This window comes from Acidithrix sp. C25, from assembly GCF_904848545.2.
In genome coordinates this window covers 657,501-680,123 of sequence record NZ_CAJHCI020000006.1, presented here as the reverse complement: position 1 = coordinate 680,123, position 22,623 = coordinate 657,501, and the positions used below count along the sequence as shown (strand labels likewise).

The 22,623-nt window shown below is 46.6% G+C and carries 15 protein-coding genes, 2 rRNA genes and 3 pseudogenes (1 of these 20 cut by a window edge); 13 read left to right on the top strand and 7 right to left on the bottom strand.

Annotated elements, in window-relative coordinates; translation table 11 throughout:
• Positions 1 to 463 precede the first annotated feature (463 nt).
• The 11 genes and pseudogenes from ACIDITHRIX25_RS72150 to ACIDITHRIX25_RS72095 all read left to right on the top strand — a co-directional run.
• Complete coding sequence (locus ACIDITHRIX25_RS72150) at positions 464 to 1,030, top strand: hypothetical protein (RefSeq protein ID WP_052607036.1); 567 nt, start codon at positions 464 to 466, stop codon at positions 1,028 to 1,030.
• Positions 1,031 to 1,860: 830 nt separating this feature from the next.
• Positions 1,861 to 3,071: pseudogene (locus ACIDITHRIX25_RS72145) on the top strand (IS4 family transposase).
• 605 nt (positions 3,072 to 3,676) lie between these two features.
• On the top strand, positions 3,677 to 3,865 hold the full coding sequence (locus tag ACIDITHRIX25_RS72140; protein ID WP_152625981.1) for an IS1634 family transposase N-terminal domain-related protein: 189 nt from the start codon (positions 3,677 to 3,679) through the stop codon (positions 3,863 to 3,865).
• Positions 3,823 to 5,988 (top strand): IS1634 family transposase, encoded by a 2,166-nt coding sequence (locus tag ACIDITHRIX25_RS72135; protein ID WP_201732503.1) that lies wholly within the window; start codon positions 3,823 to 3,825, stop codon positions 5,986 to 5,988. The genes ACIDITHRIX25_RS72140 and ACIDITHRIX25_RS72135 overlap by 43 nt, the downstream gene beginning before the upstream one ends.
• Before the next feature lie 1,089 nt (positions 5,989 to 7,077).
• Entirely contained in the window at positions 7,078 to 7,491 is a 414-nt protein-coding gene (locus ACIDITHRIX25_RS72130; RefSeq protein WP_201732502.1) for a hypothetical protein, read from the top strand.
• Positions 7,418 to 8,575: a Mu transposase domain-containing protein gene (locus tag ACIDITHRIX25_RS72125; protein WP_201731840.1), complete on the top strand. Its 1,158-nt coding sequence runs from the start codon at positions 7,418 to 7,420 to the stop codon at positions 8,573 to 8,575. Before ACIDITHRIX25_RS72130 ends, ACIDITHRIX25_RS72125 begins: the two co-directional genes overlap by 74 nt.
• Positions 8,575 to 9,338 (top strand): annotated as a pseudogene (gene istB / locus ACIDITHRIX25_RS000000104160) (IS21-like element helper ATPase IstB). The gene ACIDITHRIX25_RS72125 and the pseudogene istB overlap by 1 nt, the downstream one beginning before the upstream one ends.
• Positions 9,335 to 9,712, top strand: coding sequence for a hypothetical protein (locus tag ACIDITHRIX25_RS72110; RefSeq protein ID WP_201731841.1), 378 nt, complete (start codon positions 9,335 to 9,337; stop codon positions 9,710 to 9,712). The pseudogene istB and the gene ACIDITHRIX25_RS72110 overlap by 4 nt, the downstream one beginning before the upstream one ends.
• 448 nt (positions 9,713 to 10,160) lie before the next feature.
• Positions 10,161 to 10,424 carry a hypothetical protein gene (locus ACIDITHRIX25_RS72105; RefSeq protein WP_201732501.1) on the top strand — a complete coding sequence of 88 codons (264 nt, stop codon included), beginning with the start codon at positions 10,161 to 10,163 and terminating at the stop codon, positions 10,422 to 10,424.
• A gap of 456 nt (positions 10,425 to 10,880) precedes the next feature.
• The gene (locus tag ACIDITHRIX25_RS72100; protein WP_201732500.1) at positions 10,881 to 11,153 is read left to right on the top strand and encodes a hypothetical protein; all 273 of its coding nucleotides are present in this window, start codon (positions 10,881 to 10,883) and stop codon (positions 11,151 to 11,153) included.
• A gap of 204 nt (positions 11,154 to 11,357) precedes the next feature.
• Positions 11,358 to 11,783 (top strand): annotated as a pseudogene (locus ACIDITHRIX25_RS72095) (ISL3 family transposase); the annotation flags it as partial.
• 377 nt (positions 11,784 to 12,160) lie between these two features.
• Here the strand turns inward: ACIDITHRIX25_RS72095 and ACIDITHRIX25_RS72090 are convergent.
• The 4 genes from ACIDITHRIX25_RS72090 to ACIDITHRIX25_RS72075 all read right to left on the bottom strand — a co-directional run bounded on the left by ACIDITHRIX25_RS72090 (position 12,161) and on the right by ACIDITHRIX25_RS72075 (position 15,916).
• The gene (locus ACIDITHRIX25_RS72090) at positions 12,161 to 12,904 is read right to left on the bottom strand and encodes a site-2 protease family protein (RefSeq protein WP_052606983.1); all 744 of its coding nucleotides are present in this window, start codon (positions 12,902 to 12,904) and stop codon (positions 12,161 to 12,163) included.
• Positions 12,905 to 12,991: 87 nt separating this feature from the next.
• The gene (locus ACIDITHRIX25_RS72085; protein ID WP_052606984.1) at positions 12,992 to 13,339 is read right to left on the bottom strand and encodes a TraR/DksA family transcriptional regulator; all 348 of its coding nucleotides are present in this window, start codon (positions 13,337 to 13,339) and stop codon (positions 12,992 to 12,994) included.
• Positions 13,340 to 13,375: 36 nt separating this feature from the next.
• Positions 13,376 to 14,269 carry a tyrosine recombinase gene (locus ACIDITHRIX25_RS72080; protein WP_052606985.1) on the bottom strand — a complete coding sequence of 298 codons (894 nt, stop codon included), beginning with the start codon at positions 14,267 to 14,269 and terminating at the stop codon, positions 13,376 to 13,378.
• Positions 14,270 to 14,989: 720 nt separating this feature from the next.
• On the bottom strand, positions 14,990 to 15,916 hold the full coding sequence (locus ACIDITHRIX25_RS72075; protein ID WP_283770395.1) for an acyl-ACP desaturase: 927 nt from the start codon (positions 15,914 to 15,916) through the stop codon (positions 14,990 to 14,992).
• A 966-nt stretch (positions 15,917 to 16,882) separates the two neighbouring features.
• Between ACIDITHRIX25_RS72075 and ACIDITHRIX25_RS72070 the strand changes: the two genes are divergently transcribed.
• Complete coding sequence (locus ACIDITHRIX25_RS72070) at positions 16,883 to 17,368, top strand: CBS domain-containing protein (protein ID WP_052606987.1); 486 nt, start codon at positions 16,883 to 16,885, stop codon at positions 17,366 to 17,368.
• A gap of 788 nt (positions 17,369 to 18,156) precedes the next feature.
• Here ACIDITHRIX25_RS72070 and ACIDITHRIX25_RS72065 read toward each other — a convergent pair.
• Positions 18,157 to 19,905, bottom strand: a complete 1,749-nt coding sequence (locus ACIDITHRIX25_RS72065; RefSeq protein WP_201732497.1) for an MFS transporter — start codon at positions 19,903 to 19,905, stop codon at positions 18,157 to 18,159.
• 178 nt (positions 19,906 to 20,083) lie between these two features.
• On the opposite strand from ACIDITHRIX25_RS72065, the gene ACIDITHRIX25_RS72060 reads away from it, so the two are divergent.
• Positions 20,084 to 20,569, top strand: a complete 486-nt coding sequence (locus tag ACIDITHRIX25_RS72060; protein WP_201732496.1) for a MarR family winged helix-turn-helix transcriptional regulator — start codon at positions 20,084 to 20,086, stop codon at positions 20,567 to 20,569.
• A 1,604-nt stretch (positions 20,570 to 22,173) separates the two neighbouring features.
• Here ACIDITHRIX25_RS72060 and rrf read toward each other — a convergent pair.
• A 5S ribosomal RNA gene (rrf, locus tag ACIDITHRIX25_RS72055) occupies positions 22,174 to 22,290 on the bottom strand.
• Between the two features lie 56 nt (positions 22,291 to 22,346).
• Positions 22,347 to 22,623 (bottom strand): 23S ribosomal RNA (locus ACIDITHRIX25_RS72050) (it continues 2,728 nt past the right edge of the window).

Here is a 22,623-nt window from a genome sequence, read left to right as displayed (position 1 = left end):
ACTCCCCTAATAAGTTGGTGACTAATTGAGCGAGCTAGAAATATTCAAGTCGATGATCGAGATTTTAGGAACGGAATAGTTTGTATCGATTCGAACGATGGCTCAAAACTGCTCTCGTTTTTTAAAGATAAAGCCCAAATTCACCCTCGAGATATTTTATTAGATGTAGCCACCACTCTGTCTCGGATCCAATAACTTACTAAAATAAGAACTATCGAAAGATAACACTTTTCAATGGATAATCCGTTGTAGCATAAGCAATGACCTGGGAACTATAACTGCTTATAGCTGGAATATTATAGCTCTGAACCCCAACTCGAAAAGACAATAGAAACACGTAGGATTTTAAATGAAGTCACTAATGGGTTCACGGAAAAAGTTAATATTACTCTACGTGACTAATAATATCTCGTAACCGCCAAAGACAAAAATTAATGGGGATTAGTTCTCAGAGGAAGTTCAAATGAGAAAAATTAAACTAAACGCAAAGATAGCAAGTGGTCTTACAGTTTTGGCGATAAGCGGTGGATGGCTAGCAGGTGCAACACTTGGAACCCCAGCGGTATCATCTGCGAGCACAACCCCATCTACATCGATACCTGCGGCTCTCTCTTCATTCACAACGACGAGCCCAAGTGGTGGACACCATGGTGGTCTTATGAGAGCTGTTGCTGGAGATCATCTCTTGAAAACTGCAGCTAGTGACCTAAAGACAACTACATCTGCTCTCAAAGCAGACTTGCAAGCTGGAAAGACCCTAGCCGCAGTAGCAACGGCAGCTAATATCTCTCCATCTACCTTGATCTCAGAGTTGGTAACTAGTGCTACAGCAAATATCAACTCCGCTGTAACCGCTGGAAAGATAACCTCTACTCAAGCCACTCAGATCCTGTCTCATCTAAATACAGCTATCACCAACTTCGTCAATAACCCACGTCCCGCTGGTGGCCCTGGCTTCGGTGGTCTTGGTGGACCCAGCTATGCTCAAGGTGGAGCCACCAGTGCCTACCCAGCATCGCAGGCTATCTAAGTGCTCAAGTAGACTCAACACACCCAAGCGATAATCCCAAATCGGACCAATGAGTCTTCTTGCTTGGTCTGGCTGACTATAAAGAGTGATTGAACGTTATATGAATATCGAAGCTGTCCATATAACGCCTTTGCAAAAGCCCATCAACTTGCATCTTCTAGGGCTTTTGAACTCCCAACTTCAACTTAAGCGACACCAACCTAAACGTAGATGGCTCTTAATCGGCTGACCTACACAGGGATGCTCTTTAACCCTTCCTCTCACGGAGTTCTTTGGCCCAGAGCTTTGACTCACTGAATGACACTGCAAGCCAATCATGAGATCCAAAAGGTGCACGATAGAGATGAACTTTTAAGGGCTCTCCTAACCCTCATGTGGGTCGCCAAGACCCCATAACCGATAAGTAACGCCTGTACGATAAGAACTTTTGGGTCTTTAAAAGCATTGAATGAAACGTGCACGGTTTGTGACCTCTAAATTTGAAGTTACTAACACACAGATTTAGGAGATCTAACCGTGCACGCTAACTCTCTAGTCAAGCAGTTGCTTGACGTTAAAGGTGTCATTGTCAACGATTTTTTATCTCAGTGCGACATGAAGTCACCGAATTTAACTGTTCCGAAAGGAGGAACCTGTCATTCAGCTGACAAGCCCACCGACACATGCGAGAGGAGTAATTCTCTGGTGTGGAGCTGTCGGAAAAGTACCCGCGGGAAATCTCATAGGCCAAACCGTGAGGTGAAGCCGACACTGCCAGCAACAAGGCCCTAAGGGGCGAGGGCTAGCTGCAATACCGTTCAGTTAGCGTTACAAGCGTGTAATACGTGCTTATCCCACGTGCTGGATGGGTAAAGCCGGTTACAGACCGCCGGTTGTCGGATTTAGTATCGGTCGGAGTATTGACCCGGGTCTTTCCCGCCGATCTCGTTGATAAGGTGATCGCTGCTGCAGGCCGTACCGAGCAGCGCAAACGAACTTTGCCAGCTCGGGTTATGGCCTACTTCGCCATCGGGATGGCGCTTTATTCCGATGGCTCTTATGAAGAGGTGATGGCCTAGCTGACCGACGGTCTTTCTTGGGCGACCGGATGGGATGAGACCTGGCAAGCGCCATCGAAGTCCGCGATCTTCCAAGCCCAGGCTCGCCTTGGCGCCCAGCCCCTTCGCGAACTCTTTTCGAAGGTAGCTGTTCCACTGGCGCCCAATGATGCCAAGGGTGCCTTCTTGGCAAATCGGCGGATAGTCGCCATCGATGGTACCTGTATCGAGGTCGCCGATACCCAGGAGAACTCCCAGTATTTCGGCCGAGCTCATGTGAGCAGAGGTGAGCGGGCTGCCTTTCCCCAAGCTCGGATAGTGGCTCTTGCCGAGCGTGGAAGCCACGCAGTCTTCGAAGCTGTCGTTGGTTCTTATTCCATTGGGGAGATAGAGCTCTCCAGAGAGCTTGTCAGTCGGCTTAGCCCGGGAATGCTCGTACTTGCCGATAGTTGCTTCTACGGGTTTCACCTCTAGACCCAGGCGGCTGCTCCGGAGCGGATCTTGCCTGGCGAGTGGGATCCTCCCTGAAACCCCGCTACTTAGAGACCCTCGCCGACGGATCATGGTTGGCCGAGGTAAGGCCATCGGATAACCAAGGACGAAGAGCGCAGCCGGCAGTGGTGAGGGTAATCGACTACAGCATCGACGATGGACGTAAGAACCCCGAGTCCTATCGCTTGCTTACCACCATTCTTGATCAGACGGTCGCCAGCGCAACCGAACTCGCTCTGGCCTATGCGAAGCGCTGGGAGATCGGCTCTGTCTTTGACGAGCTAAAAACCCACCAGCGCGGTCCGCGGATGGTGTTGCGTTCCAAGTCTCCCGAACTTGTAGAACAAGAGATCTGGGGACACCTTTGCTGTCACTACGCGATTCGCACCATGATGTACGAAGCCGCAGCTCACGCAAACAAGGAGCCCGAGAGGATATCTTTTATCACAGCGCTGCGTATAGCACGCCGATCTTTGGCCCAACAGGGCGCCTTTTCCCCCTCACGACCCTGAGGGTAACGCACATCTCTGGACGTGGGCAATCACTGCACTTCTTCGGAGGCTGAATCCACTTCGCCGCAGAAGATCCAATCCCCGGGTAATCAAGCGCAAGATGCCTAAATGGCAAGTGAAGCGTTCCCATCATGCCGACTGGCCCCAACACAGCGGTCCGCCACGCGCGACAATCCGACCACCTAGCTGAACGGTATTGGGGCTAGTTGGGTATGAGCAACATTTGTGAAGTGCTGGTTAAAGATCGTTATTACAAACAAGCCAAAGTTGCTGATGAGCTTGGACCAAAAGCTACCTGCGACGGTCGCATCTTTTAAGATTGGATGCGCGCTGACAATAACTCCCACCGGTGAAAAGGCAGGCCCTAACCCCAACGTATGTTATTTCAGTGGAACATTTCTCAGCCCTTCTTTCGCAGATTTCCCGAAAAATCGCCCCAATTGGTCCCTTTTGAGGGGATTTTGGGCGATTTTCGGCTTGTGTGATTTATAGATGCCCTGGTAGATGGGTATTAGGTCTTTTTGGGTCGCGAATGTAGTGTCCTAATTTTTGAGTAGTTTTGATTATGACTTGCATTAGCTCTGACATGGTGCTATTGTCTTGTTGTGTTTATCCGTGAAACTCCAACAGTTAATAAAAAGACCGGCGTTAGCTACAGTAAGTACCAACTCGTTGAGTCCTACCGCTGTGAAAAAGGTCCCCGTCAACGTATAGTAATGACCTTGACCGAACTGGACCTGGATAAGTCATTGTGGCCAGCTCTGGCCAATGCAATTGCCAATGCTATTACCTAGGACTCTCTGGAGTAACCTCACTCTTTGAATCAGATCCTATTATTGCCAGATACGTCGATCTAGCAATCACTAAGTATGCAATTCGTTCCGAAGTTGCAGCCGCTAAAGAAACAAGAGCTACTGAGGCTGACCTTGAGATGGTAGATCTCTCTAGTGCTAAGACTATCAATAGTAGAAGTATCGGTCCAGAACTCATAGGAAACTCGTTCTATGAAGCTCTTAGCTTCGATAAGATCCTAGAGAGTGCAGGTCTATCGGGTGAATCTCTTGGCATTGCCAAGGCAACGATAATAGCTCGTCTTATTCATCCTGGATCTGATCGAAAGACGTATTCGTATATCAACTCCAACTCTTCATTACCTGAGATATGTGGTATCGATCTCTCTAAGTTTCACAAGGATAAGGTCTATGCAATTGCAGATAAGCTCTATGACGCTAAAGGCGTCATAGAGCCAGCACTCTATAGAGCTAGCTCTGATCTCTTTAGGACGAATACCAGGCTCTTTCTCTTTGATCTAACCAACACCTACTTCGAAGGTTCTACTAAGGGGAACTCCCTAGCTAAACATGGACATTCCAAAGAGAAGCGTTTTGATTGCACATTAGTTTCTCTGGCACTACTTGTTGATCACAGGGGACTACCCATCTACTCAGAGATACATGAGGGCAATACCTCTGAGCCTAGAACTCTCATTAGCGTACTTGATGCCTTGGAGTCTCTATCGGATGGATCTCTCTTTGGGGATGTTGTTCCTACCATTGTGATGGATAGGGGAATTGCTACCAAGGCAAACCTAGAACTTCTTATTAAGCGCAATCTCAACTACGTAGTAATTGAGAGAGCTAACAAAAAGAGCCTCTATCGAAGCCATTTCATGGAGATGGAAGGCTTCACCGAGATCTACGATGCCCAAGGATCCCCAGTACTGGTGAAAAAGCTACAAGTGGAACCACAAAAGCCACACGGGCGAGTGAGAACACAAGTACAAGGACAAGTGAAAACACAAGTACAAGGACAAGTGCAAACGCTAGAAGAAGACACCGGCACTGACGACTATAACAGTAATGGTGCCACCGGCAAGAATGCCGGCGACAATAGAAGTGACAGCAGTAACGGCGATACCACCGACATTGGCAACGGCAGCAGCAGCAACGGCAGCAGCAACGGCAAGATCGCCAATTTCACCAGGAGCGACAGCAGCAACGACACCAAAATCATCAAGAGCGACAGTAGCACCGACACTGACGACTATATCCGTAATGGTGCCACCAGCAAGAATACCGGCAACAATATCAGCGACAGCACCGACACTGATACTAACGCCACCTCCACCTCCATCTCCTCCTCCATCTCCTCCTCTTCCACCAACAACAACACCACAACCGTGGTGTTGTGTCGTTCTTTGGGGAGATCCAAGAAGGAATCAGCGATCTCTAGTCAAGCTAATGAGAGATTCTTAGTAGATATCACTTCGTTGAGTACCTCAATCACAAAGGGTTCTATATCTAAGACCACAGTTGTCTCAGAGCGTATCGGACGCATCAAGGCCAAGTACCCAAGTATTGCTTCCAAATACGAGATATCCCTTGAATATCATCAAGACCATGGCAAGATCATCAAAAAGAGACGCTTTGACAAAGTAATCAATCTCACTATTACAGAAAAACCCACTAAAGCCAAAGATGATAATCTCCAAGGAGCCTACGTCATAGACACCAGCCATAGCGAGCTAGATGCAGGTGAGATCTGGAATATCTATACGACTCTCACTAAAGTAGAAGATGCCTTTAGATCCCTCAAGAGTGATCTTGGACTTCGACCGGTCTATCATCAACTAGCTAGCCGAACTGCTGCTCACCTTTTCATCTCAGTACTTGCCTATCACCTCCTTAGTGCTATTGAGCTGACCTTGAGGCAAAATAACGATAAGAGAAGATGGTCAACCATTAAAGAGCAACTCAACAGTCACCGCCGAGCCACCATAGTTCTTACATCAGATAAAGGCGTCGTCTATCACATCCGCACTAGTGGTGTTTCTGAGCCGGTTCACAAAGAGATCTACCGTCTCTTAGGAGTTAGTGATCCCCTTAAACGGATAAAGACGATTGCGACGCATTTGTAGTGTCCCAACCTAAAACCACATACTCAACTAGCTGGGAGAATAGGTTGATTTTCGGAAAGATGGGTCAGCCCGTATCCCAGCCCAAGCAATTGGGCAAGCCAAAGCTAAGGAAGGCCGATGGGGATGCGGGAATACCGATTGGTGGAATATTCAATTGGAGGCAAAGCGAAACACGCTCTTGTAAAGAGACGGATACACCTTGAGACATTACCTGTTGAGACATTACCTGGTGCGAAGCCAAGCAGACTTCTCCTTGGTCGCAGTTGTGAAATAGGCAGAGTTACGAGATGGTTCGTAGAACCTCATAGGCTAGGAAGGCAAACGAACATGGCTAACGCCACGTGTGGCCCTACTGACGAAACGCATTGGGAAAAGATCGATTGGTCGGAACTCAATAGTAACGTCAAGAGGCTGCAAGCCCGCATCGTAAAGGTTGTAAAACCGGGTTCCGAAAGGGGCCTTCATAAGGCTTGAGCCTAGTGCGATGAAAGTTACCAACTGGGTTCTTAGGGGGGGGCACGGCTCAGCAATGGGCCGCGCCTACCCGACGGAGATGAAATTGTTGTAGATGTCAAACTTGCACGATCCAAGCTCGCATGTCCACCGTGTTGTTGAATAAGCCGTAAATTCAAAACAAACTACCGCTACGACATCAGAACTTATCAACTCTCGCTGGAGACATCTTGACATGGGAATACGTCGTACTTGGATCTCTTGTGCCCTACGGAGACCGAAATGCCCCAATCATGGAGTAATCACTGAGTCAGTGCCATTTGGGTGACCGGTATCGTAAATCTCGCTTTGTCAACGGCCATTTGAAAATGCATGAATATGGCCATTTGGCATGAATGAATATAGCCACGAAAATTGCATACAGGATGACCGCCTAGCGTGACGGCCCACTCTCGGGTCTCCTGGACCCGAGAGTGGGCATGCAAAGGCGGTCTGGCTATCACTTTTTGAGAAAAAAGAAGAATGAAGGCCCTTATCTTGGGGCATTATGGATTTATCCAGTTCCTAATGCCGAGAAAGGGCCCAAAGTGAAGGATAGCAAAGAATCCATGGAAATTATTGAGGCTTACGATCTTTTTGGATCGTATAACGGAGCAGCGCAGTTCGTTGGCTGTTCTCCTAATACCCCTAAAGAAGTATGTTCAAGCAAGAAATGCCGGACAACTGATACGACAGGGTCAATATGAGAGGCGTCCTAAGGCCACCGATAAGTTCGCTGGCGTAATTGAGGAAGCCGTTGACAAGTCTAAGGCTAAGGTCCGGGCTAAGGCGATCCATGTCAGGCTGGTGGCGCTAGGTTATAACGGTTCAATTCGAAGCACTAGAAGAGCTGTAGCTACAGCCAAGGTCGCCTGGAGGAAATCTACGCAAAGAATCTTTTGGCCTTGGATTGCCGAGATGGGGAAATGGGCACAGTATGACTTTTCTTCATGGTCCTGTGATCGATGGGAAAAAGACCACACTCTTTCACTTCTATCTCCCTTTCTCTAAGGTGAGGATCGTTAAATGGATCCCGGATCAGTCACTGCCCAATGTGATTATGGCCTTAGATTACTGCTTTAGGTACATAGGGGGTATTCCGGCTTATGTACTCACCGACAACGCTAAGACTGCCGCGGTGAAGCATATCGCAGGGGTGGCTGTCATTAACCCCAAGATGGTCTCCTTCGCTAGTGCGTATGGCTTTAGTATCCAAACTTGCGTTGTCTATGATCCAGCATCAAAAGGTGGAGTAGAAGCTGCAGTTAGGGTGGCAAAAGAAGATATCTGCCCAAAAGACACCAACCTCGTTCAAAACTACAGGAACATCGCTGAACTTGAAGCTGCATGTGCCGCCTATACCACTTCTATCAACTCCGTTGTCCACTCAACCTCAGGCAAGATCCCATCAGTGGTACTTCAATCTGAGGCTATGACATTTCATAGCCTTCCTAAAGTGCCTTATCTCGGTGCTTATGGAGTGATGCGCAAGGTAGAGCCAAAGATGCCCATCGTTAGGTTCAACCACTGTGGTTACTCGGTACCAGCGAAATATCGTCGCGAAGTAGTCTATGTTCGCAGCGTTGGGGAAGAAGTGGTCATCGTAGCCCAGGAAGAAGCTGGTGGATATGTTAACGAAATAGCTCGCCATGCAAGAGGAGAAGCTTTCAGCTATGTCATTGACGATTCTCATAAGGAACCAGATCATCCCAATGGCCCACTTGTGAGGATGCCGATTCCGACCAATGAAACTCAGGCTAAGTTTCTTTCAATTACACCTGATGCTAGCCAATGGCTCATTAGGGCTTGTAATAGTGGAGCCAGCGGTATTGAAACCTCGATAGCAGATCTAGTGGGCTACGCCAATAATGAAGTCTCCTCTTCAATAATTGAGGAGTCACTTCGTCTTGGAGCCTTCAATCACTCGGTAATAGCTGATCTCTTGGTAATTCACAAAAGGTCAGCTCGTAGTGGAACTAAGGCCACTTCACCACAGAGTTCCAAACCACAGAGTTCTAATGGTGCATCTAGCTCACCACAGGGTCCCTATGGTGCATCTACTGACGCCTGGTCCAAACTTGCGGCGGTGTCATAATGGCCGATAATATAATCCAAGACGAGATCGAAGCTATGACCAAGCGTCTTAGGCTTCCTCATATTAGGCGGAGCTACTATGATTTAGCTCTTTCGGCCCGAGCACAGCGATGGGATCCCATGGAGATGATCCGGCTGCTATTGGAAATCGAGCTAAAAGGCAGAAATGCTTCTACGTTAGAGATTCGCCGCATAGCAGCGAATCTCCCCTCCAATCGAACCCTAGAGGGGTTTGACTCATCCATATCATCGATTCCAAATAGAACCATTATGGGATTGTCCAACTTGGAGTGGGTAAGACTAAAGAGAACTTACTGGTTCTTGGTCCTCCTGGAACGGGTAAGAGCTTTCTGGCGGAGGCACTTGCAAGTGCTGGAATCGAAGCAGGTTTCAGGGTAGCTTGGTACACCCCTGAAACTCTGTGTCGTTATATGGATATAGCTAAGGCCACTGACACCTTGGCGAAGATGATGCTCAAATTGATGAGAATGGATTTGATTGTCATTGACGACCTAGGAATACTTCCTATGAACTCTATGGAATCAGAGTCTCTCTATCGGGCGGTCGATGCTTGTTATGAGAAGACTTCAATGATTGTGACCTCGAATTACCCTATAGCGTCCTTCGACGAGATCATCACGCCTAGATCTCTCGCTGCAGCACTTGTTGATCGTCTGGCTCATCATGGCCATCTCATAGAAACCAAAGGAGACTCTATTCGCCTTAGCCAAGCTCTTTCGGGTAAAGGTGTGGTGCCACTATGAGCCAGAGACCAGCGTTAGATGATCCCTCCTATCACAACGATAGAGAGGCGTTAGATGATCCCTCTCTAAAGAAGTCCTGTCCTATCTGTGGAGGTCAATTTGTCTCAATCGGTCGACGCATCTATTGTTCGGCAACTTGTAAACATAGAGCCTATCGAAGACGCCATCAAGGATTGGTGAGCAATGCCATAGTTGGAATAAGTAAACCTCGTCGAAATATCAGTATCTATGAGTGTCCTTCTTGTGGAGTGCACGAACTCGGCATACAACGCTGTAGCGATTGTGGAGTCTTCATGACTCGCGTTGGCATTGGCGGGCTGTGCCCTCACTGCGACGAGCCTCTCGCAGTAGGCGAACTCATGGGAGAGATATAGAGATAACACTCTTAGAAACCCAGTAATAATCAAATAAGAGCCCAACCAAGGCCTAACATAGTCCTTGGTTGGGCTCTATCTATATAGGACTCTATCCGTGTAGTGCTCTATCTATATCGGCGACTATCAGGACGATTGATACATCCATTCGGTTTCTCGATTGATAGCTGCTGGTGCCCTACTGTCACCAGACTCGGAGAAATCTCCGTTCCTCATGAATCAAATGACCACACATGGATCTCACGCTTTAGACCCCACACTTTAGAGAACTAATGACGATATGTCTTAGCTCTTGACCAAAGAGAACCAACAAGGATAGCGAATCGTCACCATATAGACAAAGCCCACGGGATCCAACCCTTGTCGCGAATGTTCCACGATCTCATTGATTCGCCATGTCAACTGATTCGCCATGTCAACTTCATGCCCAAGAGCTGATGGGGCCAATTTGTTCGATTGCAAGCAAACCTATCGTCGCTCTATCGTCGCGCAACGGGCCATTGGGGTTCACGATGGGGCCTCTTGGTTGGGTTGGGTGATGGTCTATCGTCGCGCAACGGGCCATTGGGGTTCACGATGGGGCCTCTTGGTTGGGTTGGGTGATGGTCTATCGTCGCTCTATCGTCGCGTAACGGGCCATTGGGGTTCACGATGGGGCCTCTTGGTTGGGTTGGGTAACTTGCGGTGCCGTCAATACTCGCTAGATCTCTAGAATCTAGAATCTAGAACCTCCACCTATCCAGGAACGTAATGGGGGTTATTGAGTTGTGGACGATTGCTACGCAAACGAAAGTTGAAATGTGGAAAACGCTTCGCGTTTACGCATAATCCAACGATCTTCGCCCACAGGCTCAACAACCTGTAGCTACTACCCATAAAAAAGAATAATAAAGAGATCTTTTCCAAGTCGCCCTCAACGAAATCTCAACCCTATCTAAAAATCACACTGCGCCTCGATAGAGCACTTTCATCTAATCGACAATTAACTGCTCTTGGATGCAAGTTGGAGTAGTTAATAGACCTTTGCGACCAAAGGTTACATTATTTCACCTCCTCGACAAGAAATGCCCATAGAAGGACCGAATGAAATAGCTACTGTAATAGTAAAAAAAGCGGCCTCAGATAAACGCGAGCTGTGGTAAAATGTGCAAAAGTGATGGCCACTTGTATGCATTCTTCGTGTCCACCAACTTGCAGTTCTCAATGGCCAGTAACACGCTTCACGAGAGACTTTGAACATCTAGTTGCCGGCTCAACCGCAAAGATGGATAAAACAACAGTTACGAAGCTCACCCGGATTGCTCAGAAAACAGTTGGTACGATCTGTGAGAGAGTAGTAGCCAAAGAGATCGATCCAAAGCGACTAGAGAAGCTCTCAATAATAGAGGTAGATGAGATTGCCTATCGTAAACACCATAAGTACATAACCCAAGTTATTTAGAGCCCGTAACAGATCATGAAACTGGAAAGATCGTCTATGGAGCAGAAGGAAAAAGCGCTAAGAGTCTAGATGGGTTCTTATGTGAGCTTGGTTCGCAACGTTCCAAGCTCTCACACAAGTAGCAACAATGGACATGGGACCAGCTTTTGCTAAAGCTTTCGCTGATCGCACACCAGATACTTAGGTCGCAACCTCGATCCTTTTCATGTCGTTAAATTGGGCACTGAGGCCCTGGAGGAGGTAAGATGCGACCTATGGCGCCAACTGAGAAAACTTCCTACTCCAGATTACGCCCGTAGGTTTGTGAGTGCAAGATGGGCATTACTAAAGAATCCTGGTGATTTGACTCAACGCCAAAATGAGACTCTACGTCAAATAAAGTCAACCGCTGCAATACTTCTAAAGCCCTTAGAGATGAAAGAATCCCTAAGAGGGATATTCGGTAGTGGATTATCCAATGACGAAGTAGCTGAGTTCTTGGATTCCTGGTGTGCTCGTGCTTCACGATCACGGATACCTAGCTTTGTCAGATTGTCAAAGACAATTCGAACCCATAAAGATGGAATTATGGCTGCTATTGAGCCCCCTAGCTTGAAAAGGGTGTCTCCAACGGAAGGCTTGAGGGTCTAAACAATAAATTAGATCCGCCATTGCTAGATGCTATGGTCTTCACTCTGCAAAATCAACACTTGCTTTGGTGATGCTTTCATGCGGTCCGATTGATCTCAAGCTCCCCTACGAAAGGGTTGCTTGATCCACATCTATTTTAGGAGAGCCCTTTTAAGATCGCCAATGGGAAAAACTCGACCAACTCAATTATAAGGGAAAAGGCAAAGAGATACGTACCAAAAAACGACTTTGACGCCCATCAAAGAGTTGGGCCGCTACGTTCCAAGAGGTTCAAATGGCCCTTAGTGCCTTCATCTAAGATCGAACAATCCACACTCACCAAAATTTGCAACCCCGCTATCGTCGACCTCCATCGAAATGGAGATATGGCTCTAAAATCATAGGTAAGCGGTCGAAGGAAGAAAAACGTCGAGCCATAATCGTACGATTGGCGCAAATATCGAGCTCAGCGCCCCTGGGAAAATAAAGACTACCAAAAGTAGAATCGGTATCAAAAACTTTAGATTAGCCGTAATTGCAGCAAACTTATACTCACCTATAACGCGACGAAGAATAGCCGAACCATCAAGAGGCGGTATAGGAAGAATGTTGAATATAAAGTAAATAGCGTTTATTATGCCGAAATAAACCCAGAAATAGCCAATTAAGCTAGTGGTATTTATGGACCCACCCAGAATCGGAGTCGTACTGCCATAGGAGTTCGAAAAGACAAAGATTCTAAGAATGATCCCGGCTAATATCGAGAGAATCAAATTCGTAACTGGGCCCGCTAAAGAGACCACCAAGGATGAACGTCTTGGATTGCGCAAATTAGCGGCGTTTACGGGCACCGGCTTGGCGTATCCAATCGGGGTAAGCCCTAAAAGCATCAACATACCCGGTAGTATCAATGTACCAAATGGATCAATGTGAGCCAGTGGGTTTAGACGGAGGCGACCCGCTTTAGCTGCAGTATGATCGCCATAATAAAGAGCCACCAATCCATGCGAAATCTCGTGCAAGACAAGAGCGATGATCGCCGCAAGAAAATTTATACCTAAGTAGACATTCAAGATTCCTTTTGAGAGAGCAATAAATGCCACAAGGGCGATACCGGCATATATTAGAACTTTACGGTTCAACTAATTAGCTCCACGTCTACACATATTTGTTACCTATCAATGATATGCGAATTGTGGTAACTACAACTTTCGCCCTTGTAATTGAAGCTAGGCCTTATGGTTTGATGCGCAATCACGGCAATACCGAGTGGTAGGGATGGCCTCTAGCCGTTCGGTGGCAATCTCTCTATGGCAACTCTCACAGATGCCATAGTTATTCGAATCCAACTTGGTGAGTGCAACCTCCACCTCGGCAAGGGCAACCTCTAAATTAGCCAATTGTCCCTCGGCCTCAACCCGTTCAGCAATCACAACTGACGAGTCGGCAAAGTTAGGATCATAGCCACCATTAACCGTTGCGTCTTTGCCAAGTTCTTGTACCTTGGCCGTCAATATCTCACGCTCTTGGTTTAGAAACTCCTTGATTGACTTATTTTCAGCCTTAATTTCTTCCATGCTAAGATTATAGAGATCTTTCCCCCGATAGATAAACTACGCTCGCGGATGCGAAGCTCGATAGACCTCCAGCAACCTAGTTGGAGTTATATGGGTATAGATCTGAGTTGTGGTAATCGAAGAGTGACCAAGTAGTTCTTGCACACTTCTAATATCGGCTCCTCCTGCTACCATGTGAGTCGCGCAGCTATGGCGTAGGGTGTGAGGATGAATCGAAGTTCGAATGCCCGCTAAAAGTGCATATTTCTTCACTATCTGCCATAGCGCTTGACGCGAAATCCGCTTGGACCTAGAGGAGTAAAAGAGAGCCGAGGAGCGAGAATGGCCCTCCAAGTTCGAACGAGCTCCTTCGTAGATGTACCTCCTCAACATGGACACGCTAAGGGGAGTTAGAGGAACAATGCGGAACTTATCTCCCTTGCCGCGAACTCGAGCAAGTGCCTCTTCCAAATCCAGATCATCAACGTTGGCTCCTATTACCTCTGAAGCCCTAAGTCCTGAGCCATAGGCCAGTTCCAACATTGCTCGATCCCGAACTCCATAATCTGTACCAAGATTAATTACATCTAGGAGCGCTTCCACTTCGTGGATTTCCAATACCTCTGGGAAATATAGCGGAGCCTTTGGAACCTCCAACCCCTCAAGCGGAGAGAGATTGATCGCTCCGATGTTTAGGAGATACCGATAAAAACCCCTAGCGACTGAGATAAGCCTCACCAAGGAAGTGGTTGCTAAACGGCTGCCAAGTTGGTCAATGGCGATACCGATTACTCTAGAGTCCGCGCTCAAAAGGTTAGAGCCAAGATTTTCTAGAACCGCACTCAGATTCCCTAGATCCTGATAATATGCGTCTATAGTTGCATTAGCCCTCCCAAAGACAAGGCGCAACTCCTCCAAATATCCCTCAATATAACTTGTGGATTCCGTCACAGACGGCCCCCAAAACTACAGCACAAAAATAGAACCACAATCTTCTGATATCCAATTTTAACTAGAAGATAAAGCTATCAAATACCCAAAAATCTAGGTGCACAATACTTAGTCACTAGCCTAGCGAATAAAGTCAACCGAAGGACTCCCTAATGCCCAAGGTAAAAAACCATTCAATACAATGTATTTTAGCCAATGCATTTGGATCGGAAAAACCACACCAGATCAATCAATATTGGACCGATAAAAAAGGATAAACCTGAAGCTATCTATCAATTGGAGCTATTTCTTTATCGCTAATTATTTGGAGCTAGTTTGATGGATCCATAAGTACTTATGGATCCATCAAACTAGCTAGGAGTGCTACGACCACCACCAACTCCCCTCACAAGCAGAAGTAGCCCTGTCCCGAGTGGGTGATCACCCAAAGTGCAAAACCTCCCGAACATAGTTTAGAATCGCATTACAAAGGCGTCAAAAGCACAACCTACTTGGGCTAGGTCGTAAATTGTATCGTCGAGGAAGTTCAAAGGATATGAAAACCCAAGTAGTAAGGGGCGCCGCTTATGCTTTAGACCTCGAGATAACTGACCTTCTCTTAATTCCGGACTAAAGCGACCACAAATTAAACGAATTCGCAACAAATCGCCTTAAATCTAAAGTGATATCACAGGTTATGACACATAGACCAGGCCTGTGTCTATATTGTCGACGAGCGCCCTATGATCGGTCCATATTAGATTGAGCCGCACCCTCAATATCGTCTCTGCGTGCTCTGGTTCGTCGAGCTGCCACCTCAAGGCGGGCGATAAACTTCATTAGTCGCTCCCGAGCAGCATCCGCCTCCGGTGTAAGGCCGCTCAGTTCACAAATTCGCCAATTCCTAAGGACAACTGGAACTATGATTTGGTCGTAATGAAGGCTAAAGTCGTAAATACCCTCTTTTGCGATATTCTTAGAGTGCTCCGTAAACCCATCTATTCCAGTTCCAGGCATGGAAAAACTTCGGACTTGCCGTTCGATCGCCTCAAGCGTCTCGCTGGGATTTCGCTCCAGAGCAGCCAGGGTCAAGTCACGATAGAAAAGATGATGGAGATTCTCATCGCTAGCAACGCGAGCCATAATAGCAAAGCCAACTTCGTCTCCGATTAACTTACCCGTATTTCGGTGGGCCACCCTAGTTGCGAGCTCTTGAAGAGTAACGTATGCAATTGTGTCGACAGGAGAGACAGGTTCCGGTACGATACCATTCGACACTTGGTTCATTCGACTACGTTCCAGGGTAATTGGATCAATCAAACGAGTGACCGTCAAATAGTCACGAATTACGATGGAGTGACGGTGCTCCTCGGCTGTCCATCGACGAGCCCAGGCTCCCCAGCTATCATCACTTCCGAAAGCCGCAAGCAAGGCATTGAAATAATACGGAAGGTTGTCCTCTGTAAGTAAGTTGACAAAGAGTGCACTTCTTGTTCCCGGACTAATGGTCGAAGAAGAACTGTCCCACTCCTCCCCAGCCACAAAGTCACGACCTCTAGACCATGGTACCAATTCATGAGGAAACCACTCCTTGGACATTCCGAGATGCTTTGTCATAAGCGACCCTACGGTCGGCTCAAGTTCCTTTAAAAAACCCTCGAAATTCATTATCCCAAACTACCGTACATGGGCGAATTACAATCCTATTAATCAATAAAGTCTTATGATTATATTCACACCAGGGTTACATTAAATTGCTGGAATGATCCGATATCGTTAGATGGAAAATTAACCCACGTACCCTTCATTGAAAAAACCACCGATAGCGAACTGACTAGCGCTGCCGATGGATCGATTTGGAGGACCATCGAAATAAATAATTCACCACCAGCCAATAAGGATCTTTACACACAATTGCCCCTAACCCATAAAAAGCTCGGCGCGCCTCCTTGTTCCAGACAATCCCACACCAATGGATACAGCTTCCAAGGTACCTATTCCCTAAAAACTCATAAGTCTGTCAAAAGTAATCGACCATAAATACGCTTGCCTATCCGCATATAACTGGACAAATAACAACGTTATTGGACCAAAGGCAAAACATTTATCCCAATTGAAAACCAGTATCCAATAGAGGTTCGATAGCAAACTTTGCCTACATGGCCAGAGAATCCCAACCATAACTAGCTAATATGAAGCAAATTGAAAACCATAGTCGAAGGACCTCCAAGGAAACTGCAGATCTATCTCCTACTGACACCGAAGCAGGCTGGATGATTTAGGGCACATACGACTACTTTGATTCAAGACATTGAACTCCTTAGGCATGGTCTGTCGGTTGCTTAGTTCATCTCCAAAGAAACTAGTCATCCTCACCTTCGGTAAGCATTTGTCGCCGCAAAGCAAAAGCGATGAGTGCAGTGAATAACCAAATCAGCATTGGAACCAGCGATCTTCAAAAAGTACCTACCCTCGCTATCATATTTTGCGGGATGCGAGATCATTAGCACTAAAGTAACCTTTGGTAGCCATTCCTAAAGGAAAATGGAATATCATCTCGAATAGGAGTAGATTGTAGATATAAATGCCACAATATCTAATGTGACCTTGATAAAGTAAAAGGAGATCATAGCTATGGCAACCACTAAACGTGATCCATCGAATACCGCAGTTTCCTCAATAATGTCAACCAGCCTGATATATGTCGAGCCACAGGAGTCAATCCAAGAGGCGGCAGCCAAATTAATCAAAAACAACGTCTCAGTACTGCCAGTACTTGATGACAAAGCAGCGCTCATTGGAATCTTTAGCGATGATGATCTATTAGTCGAGGGTGTTCGACTACACCTTCCCACGGTATTTGGGATATTCGCTGAATTTGGCGCGTGGCCACCTGCTGTCAAGCATTACGAGACGCAGCTCCGCGCCGCATACGCATCCAAGGTCGCCGATGCAATGGAGACCACGAAGACAGCCTCGGTAAAGGTCAATGACACTATAGAGACCGCAGCGACAATTATGCACGATCTCAAGTTGCGTACCCTAGCTGTTACCGATGGCCCCAAAGTTGTAGCCGTTGTCACTAGATCTGACATCTTGAAGTTTCTCTTTGGTGAATGATGGCCCCATTCGGCAATGCAAATGCGTCTAAGCCCAAGCGACACCTCGTCGTTTCAGAGTTGGCGTAATTACCAGCTAAATAAGTCACCAAAACAAGACCTAATTCCATTTGATTTAGCGTAAAGCTAGGAGCGCCTGAGGCTAACATATTTGAGATCTGGTACGCAAACTAATCTAATAATATAGCTGCCGCTAACACCCTATGTTTAGTTAATAAAATTATCAACACTAATGGCGCTAATAAGATCGCGCGAACTAAATCTCAAGCAATGTATAGCAATGTATGATCTTCAAGCAAAGCTTTACATTGTCGATAGCTCTGCTGCGAAATAGGAACAAGGCCCAAATTTAGCTAGGGGGTAGATTATCGGCATAAAAACGACATCAAAGACCAACTACGCACCATTTACCATAGGCTTATGGACTTTGAATAGCTAAATTTACTTTAATTATAAAAAGATCTCTTGAAAAAAACCTTACCATAATCTACAATCAAATGAACAATCAATAACTCTTGGCTTATCCACATAACTATCACTATCACAATAAGTAGTTGAGATTAAATTAACTATTAAATCAATCATTACGACCCCAAGCCCACCAGCCTAAACAACAACACCTACAAAAAGATCACTTTAGCCAAAAGCTAGCACCATCTAGATGTAATTACTGATACTAAATAGCACTTAATCAAGTTCGGTAACGTCGACCAATCATTTAGAGTTGGCGACTCTTTTAATTATCTTCCTATTGGCAACAGCACAAACTACTTTAGCTCCCAAGAGCCCTTAGATCCCTTCGACATTTATCTCAATCGGCCAGTCATCATTTAGTTCCGACTTGAGCGCAATGTTGTCACCTCGACCCCGACCAGCCGAAATAACGGCAGCTATGATGCAAGCTACGATAGCAAAGATGAAAGCTTCACGCAGCCCTGATGCAAAAGGAGCTGAGATTAACTTCGGGAAGAATGTTCGACCAGTCAAAACGGTCGCGGCATGATGTGAAAGCAATGACATATTGTGGGGACCCAGAAGCTTAGCTATCGGATTATACCCTAAGAGTGCGGCAAAGAGCACGGAAACAGGAGGCACATGAGACAGCGTTACAGCTGTAGCGTGTGCTACTCCCTGAGAACCCAATCCACTAACTAGCGCACCAGGCAAAGAGATTGATAGCCCTGCGATCATGAGAGAGAAGAAAATTCCGATAGAAAACACCTGCGCAGAGTTTTGAAAGGTCGAATTCATCGCACCACCAACTCCTCGGTTTTCAGCCGGAAGGCTATTCATAACCGCAGCACGATTCGGCGCCGCAAACACCCCTTGAGAGAGGCCCGAGACAAACAAGATAAGGCCGAATGTCCAATACGAGAAGTCGACAGAGAGTTCTAGAAACCCCACAAAGGCTAACGCTGTTCCGATCGGACCAATCGTTGCGAAGATTCTAGGACCATATCGGTCTGACAGGTAGCCTGACATGGGCCCCGCAATTAGAAAGCCCAGAGTTAGAGGGAGCATATATATTCCCGCCCACAATGGAGTGGCGGAAAAACTATAACCATGGAGGGGAAGCCAGATCCCCTGCAACCAAATAATTAGCATAAACATTAAGCCGCCGCGAGAAATCGAGACTAAGAATGTAGATATCGTACCAAAGCTAAAGGCCCGAATTTTGAACAAGGAAATTCGAAACATTGGATAGGCGCTCTTGGTTTCAATAAATCCAAAGATCGCAAAGAATGCAATGCCGCTGATCAATTCTCCAAGAACCAATGGGGATGTCCATCCAGTGGCGCTCGTACCGTGCGGTTGGATGCCGTAGGTAATACCAACCATAATTAATATCAATCCAATAGCGAATGTAACGTTGCCAAGCCAGTCGATCTTAGCTGGCTTTCTGATACCCCGTTCCTCTAGCTTTAGATATGCCCAAATGGTCCCAAAAAGTCCAATCGGGACTGAAATTAGAAAGATCAATCTCCAATCGATAGGAGCTAGTAAACCTCCTAAAATCAAGCCGATAAAGGAACCCGAAATACCAGCGACCTGGTTGATTCCAAGAGCCGTACCTCTTTGGTTTGCCGGGAACGCATCGGCCAAAATCGCCGAAGCATTAGCCACCAAGAAGGCCGAACCTAACCCTTGCACCAAACGCATAACGATCAAAAAGAGGGCTCCTGACCTTCCCTTATAGGGGTCTATGGTCAATAGCAAAGAGCCAACCGTATAGATAACAAAGCCCAGGTTATACATCTTAACTCGACCGTAGATGTCACCCAAACGGCCAAGACTCACCACCAAGACGCTTGTTACGATCAAAAACCCAAGAATCATCCAAAGCAGATAAAAGCTATTACCCGGTCCAAGTGGGTTGAGGCCGATTCCTCGAAAGATATCTGGAAGCGCAATAAGGGTGATCGATGAATCTATCGTCGCCATCAATACGCCTAGAGTAGTATTGGAGAGAGCAATCCATTTATATCGATCATTCTGCGATACAGATTTACCGTTAGTTGACGCTAGTAAAGCGGCCATTGGCGACCTTTCCAAAATGCATATGAAGGGCAATTGACTACCCACCTGTCGCGTCCCTAACTCCGCCGAAAAAGGAGATACAAGCGATATCGAGACCGATCGAACGAAACCAATTACCTAACGCAGAATTTTGAGACCTTCAGGAGATTTATTTCTGTTACAGAATAAACTATAGTCGATGAGCGAAGCAAATGGTGACACTAACGAAGTTGCGGTGGAATTAGCACAGGCCATTGGCCAACTTCGGCGTACCCTTCGTCGAAGCCAAAGAGAGTTATACACAGATGGCGTCTTCTCATCACCTGAATATGAGTTACTTCGATATGTCTATGATCACCCCAATGTGAGAGTAGGCGTAATGGCCAATGCACTCTCTATTGCTCCAAATACAGCCTCCACCTTAATCAAACGATTGATGAAACTGGGCATCCTCAATCGAGCCACCTCAGATAATGACCGAAGAGTAGGCACCCTCTGTCTAACTCCATATGGAGAGGAGACTATCTCCACTCTTAGAGACCACCGCTTGTCGCTCTTGGTTAGGGGACTTGACGACATCAATCTAGATGCCAAGGCTGCCATCATATCCGCCATTCCAGCACTGCTTGAACTAATTAAAACAATCCAGGATTTCGAAGGTTCGCCTTCATGTCCTTTTGAGTAAAGCTAACCGACATGGGACGGTGGTGTTAAAACTCATCAGCACGATCTAACACCGCCATAGCGCGCCGTATTCTCACCTTTGATCCGAAATACAGGATCGCTAGCCAAATTATCTCTGGTACTTGATTATCTCGCCCCCTCATCGAATTAACGCCGACGCATTAGCGTTAACCAAACGAAAGATCTAAGCGGCAACGAACCACTATCAGATGCACCTACCATTGGGTCAATCCCACCTCCACACATCTATCGTGACGAAAACGCTAAACCAAAAATGGTCCCAGCACATTTAGGTTACTGGCCCACTCAACTTTCAATTATCAAAACGCACCATGAGAGATCCAGTAGCAATTCAGAGATAATTAGGGATCTCTGAATTTAGGTTAGATTCAGTTGTTAGGAGTTCCGTTTGAGCTTGCCAATTGGATAGTTCCTACCCATCTAAGCGAATCCAAATTGACCCACAAAACTAAACCTACTTACGTTTATATTGACAATCTAAAACAACTAGCCTCCAGGACAACCGAGTCAAGCTAGCATGAGCCAGCTTCTCTGGCTTATGCACCGTGGGATCGATCGACTTTCTAGGAGAAATTGCGCAATTCATAAATCGACTCTTTCGGGTGGTATTTTTTGACTGCGAATGGGTTTGCTATGCCGTGTTCGGCATTAAGTACGGAGATTAAAATCCAAAACGGATAAAAATTCAATTACGAAGTTATCTCCCAGGAGACAACTGCACGGCGTATCCCAACCCAATTTTGGCTTTGTACTCCGAAAAAAGAAGGATTAGAGATAGTAGGTAAATGGTCAACTAAAAAATAGAACCAGACTTAGCCAATCCTTAAATGGTAAAACAATCACATGGACTAAACCAATCCTCAAACCTCTCCATCCTCCACCATCGAAGTACCAAAGATCCTAAAATCTGATCGCCAAAAAATAAACAGAATCAACCGAAGAACGCACCTCTTCACCAACCTTGGGAAAAAGAAAAAACAGTGACTAATCATCTCGACCACCCTCAGGAGATGGATCTCGGAAAGCTTCGACTAAAAGCAAGGTCGAAAACACGAACCATCTAAATTAAACGACTAAAGCATATCCAGTAAGTCGCAAAGACAGAACAATGATAAAAGAAAGCATCGAACCTTACAGTGACCAAAAGCCAAGCCAAAGCCTAAAGGACTGAAATCACTCCCAAGCCAAAGCACCCAAAAACGACAGCAGTGGATAGAAATCGCGCAAATGCAGGGATTTACCCTAGCTCCAAAGGCTCAATTGCATAGCAACCATAAACTGCCAAAATATGTAACCCAAGTGGATAATGACGCACTCTTATGGTTCCTCTGGGCTAGTAATGCAAAAAAACAAACAATTCACCAACCAAGCAATTCGTCCATAAACAATAACGACTATCCAGCGTTGTTCCCTTTGACAGAGAAACCGCACGCTAAATCCGCCAAAACGCTAAATGCACCCAAAAAGCAATTCAACCGAACCGGAGAAACACGCCTAGCCAAATCGGAAAGTGACACTGCAAAAACGCATTAAACCAAAATGAGCGAAGCTACCAATGTAGCTTCGCTCATTTATCAAATATATATCCGGCGGCGTCCTACTCTCCCAGGGAGTTGCCCCCCAAGTACCATCGGCGCTGGCAGTCTTTACTTCCGTGTTCGGAATGGGAACGGGTGTTTCCCCGCCGCTATGGCCACCGGAATATCTTGGTTGCTCGAATCATCGAGCTACCTATAGCGAGCACGAGCTTTATATTTAGCTCCAAGCCCTCGGCCGATTAGTACCGGTCAGCTGAATGTGTTGCCACACTTACACTTCCGGCCTATCAACGTGGTAGTCTGCCACGGGCCTTACCAGGTTAACCCTGTGGGAGACCTCATCTTGGAAAGAGCTTCGCGCTTATATGCTTTCAGCGCTTATCCCTTCCGTAGGTTGCTAACCAGCCATGCCCCTGGCGGGACAACTGGCACACAAGAGCTACGTCCGTCCCGGTCCTCTCGTACTAGGGACAGCCTTCCTCAGGTCTCCTGCGGC

What these genes read in the sequence shown, in the direction of transcription:
- ACIDITHRIX25_RS72150 (WP_052607036.1), top strand. Translation starts at nt 464, where the DNA reads ATGAGAAAAATTAAACTAAACGCAAAGATAGCAAGTGGTCTTACAGTT.
- ACIDITHRIX25_RS72125 (WP_201731840.1), top strand. Translation starts at nt 7,418, where the DNA reads ATGACTTTTCTTCATGGTCCTGTGATCGATGGGAAAAAGACCACACTC.
- ACIDITHRIX25_RS72110 (WP_201731841.1), top strand. Translation starts at nt 9,335, where the DNA reads ATGAGCCAGAGACCAGCGTTAGATGATCCCTCCTATCACAACGATAGA.
- ACIDITHRIX25_RS72100 (WP_201732500.1), top strand. Translation starts at nt 10,881, where the DNA reads ATGCATTCTTCGTGTCCACCAACTTGCAGTTCTCAATGGCCAGTAACA.
- ACIDITHRIX25_RS72085 (WP_052606984.1), bottom strand. Translation starts at nt 13,339, where the DNA reads ATGGAAGAAATTAAGGCTGAAAATAAGTCAATCAAGGAGTTTCTAAAC.
- ACIDITHRIX25_RS72075 (WP_283770395.1), bottom strand. Translation starts at nt 15,916, where the DNA reads ATGAATTTCGAGGGTTTTTTAAAGGAACTTGAGCCGACCGTAGGGTCG.
- ACIDITHRIX25_RS72070 (WP_052606987.1), top strand. Translation starts at nt 16,883, where the DNA reads ATGGCAACCACTAAACGTGATCCATCGAATACCGCAGTTTCCTCAATA.
- ACIDITHRIX25_RS72065 (WP_201732497.1), bottom strand. Translation starts at nt 19,905, where the DNA reads ATGGCCGCTTTACTAGCGTCAACTAACGGTAAATCTGTATCGCAGAAT.
- ACIDITHRIX25_RS72060 (WP_201732496.1), top strand. Translation starts at nt 20,084, where the DNA reads ATGAGCGAAGCAAATGGTGACACTAACGAAGTTGCGGTGGAATTAGCA.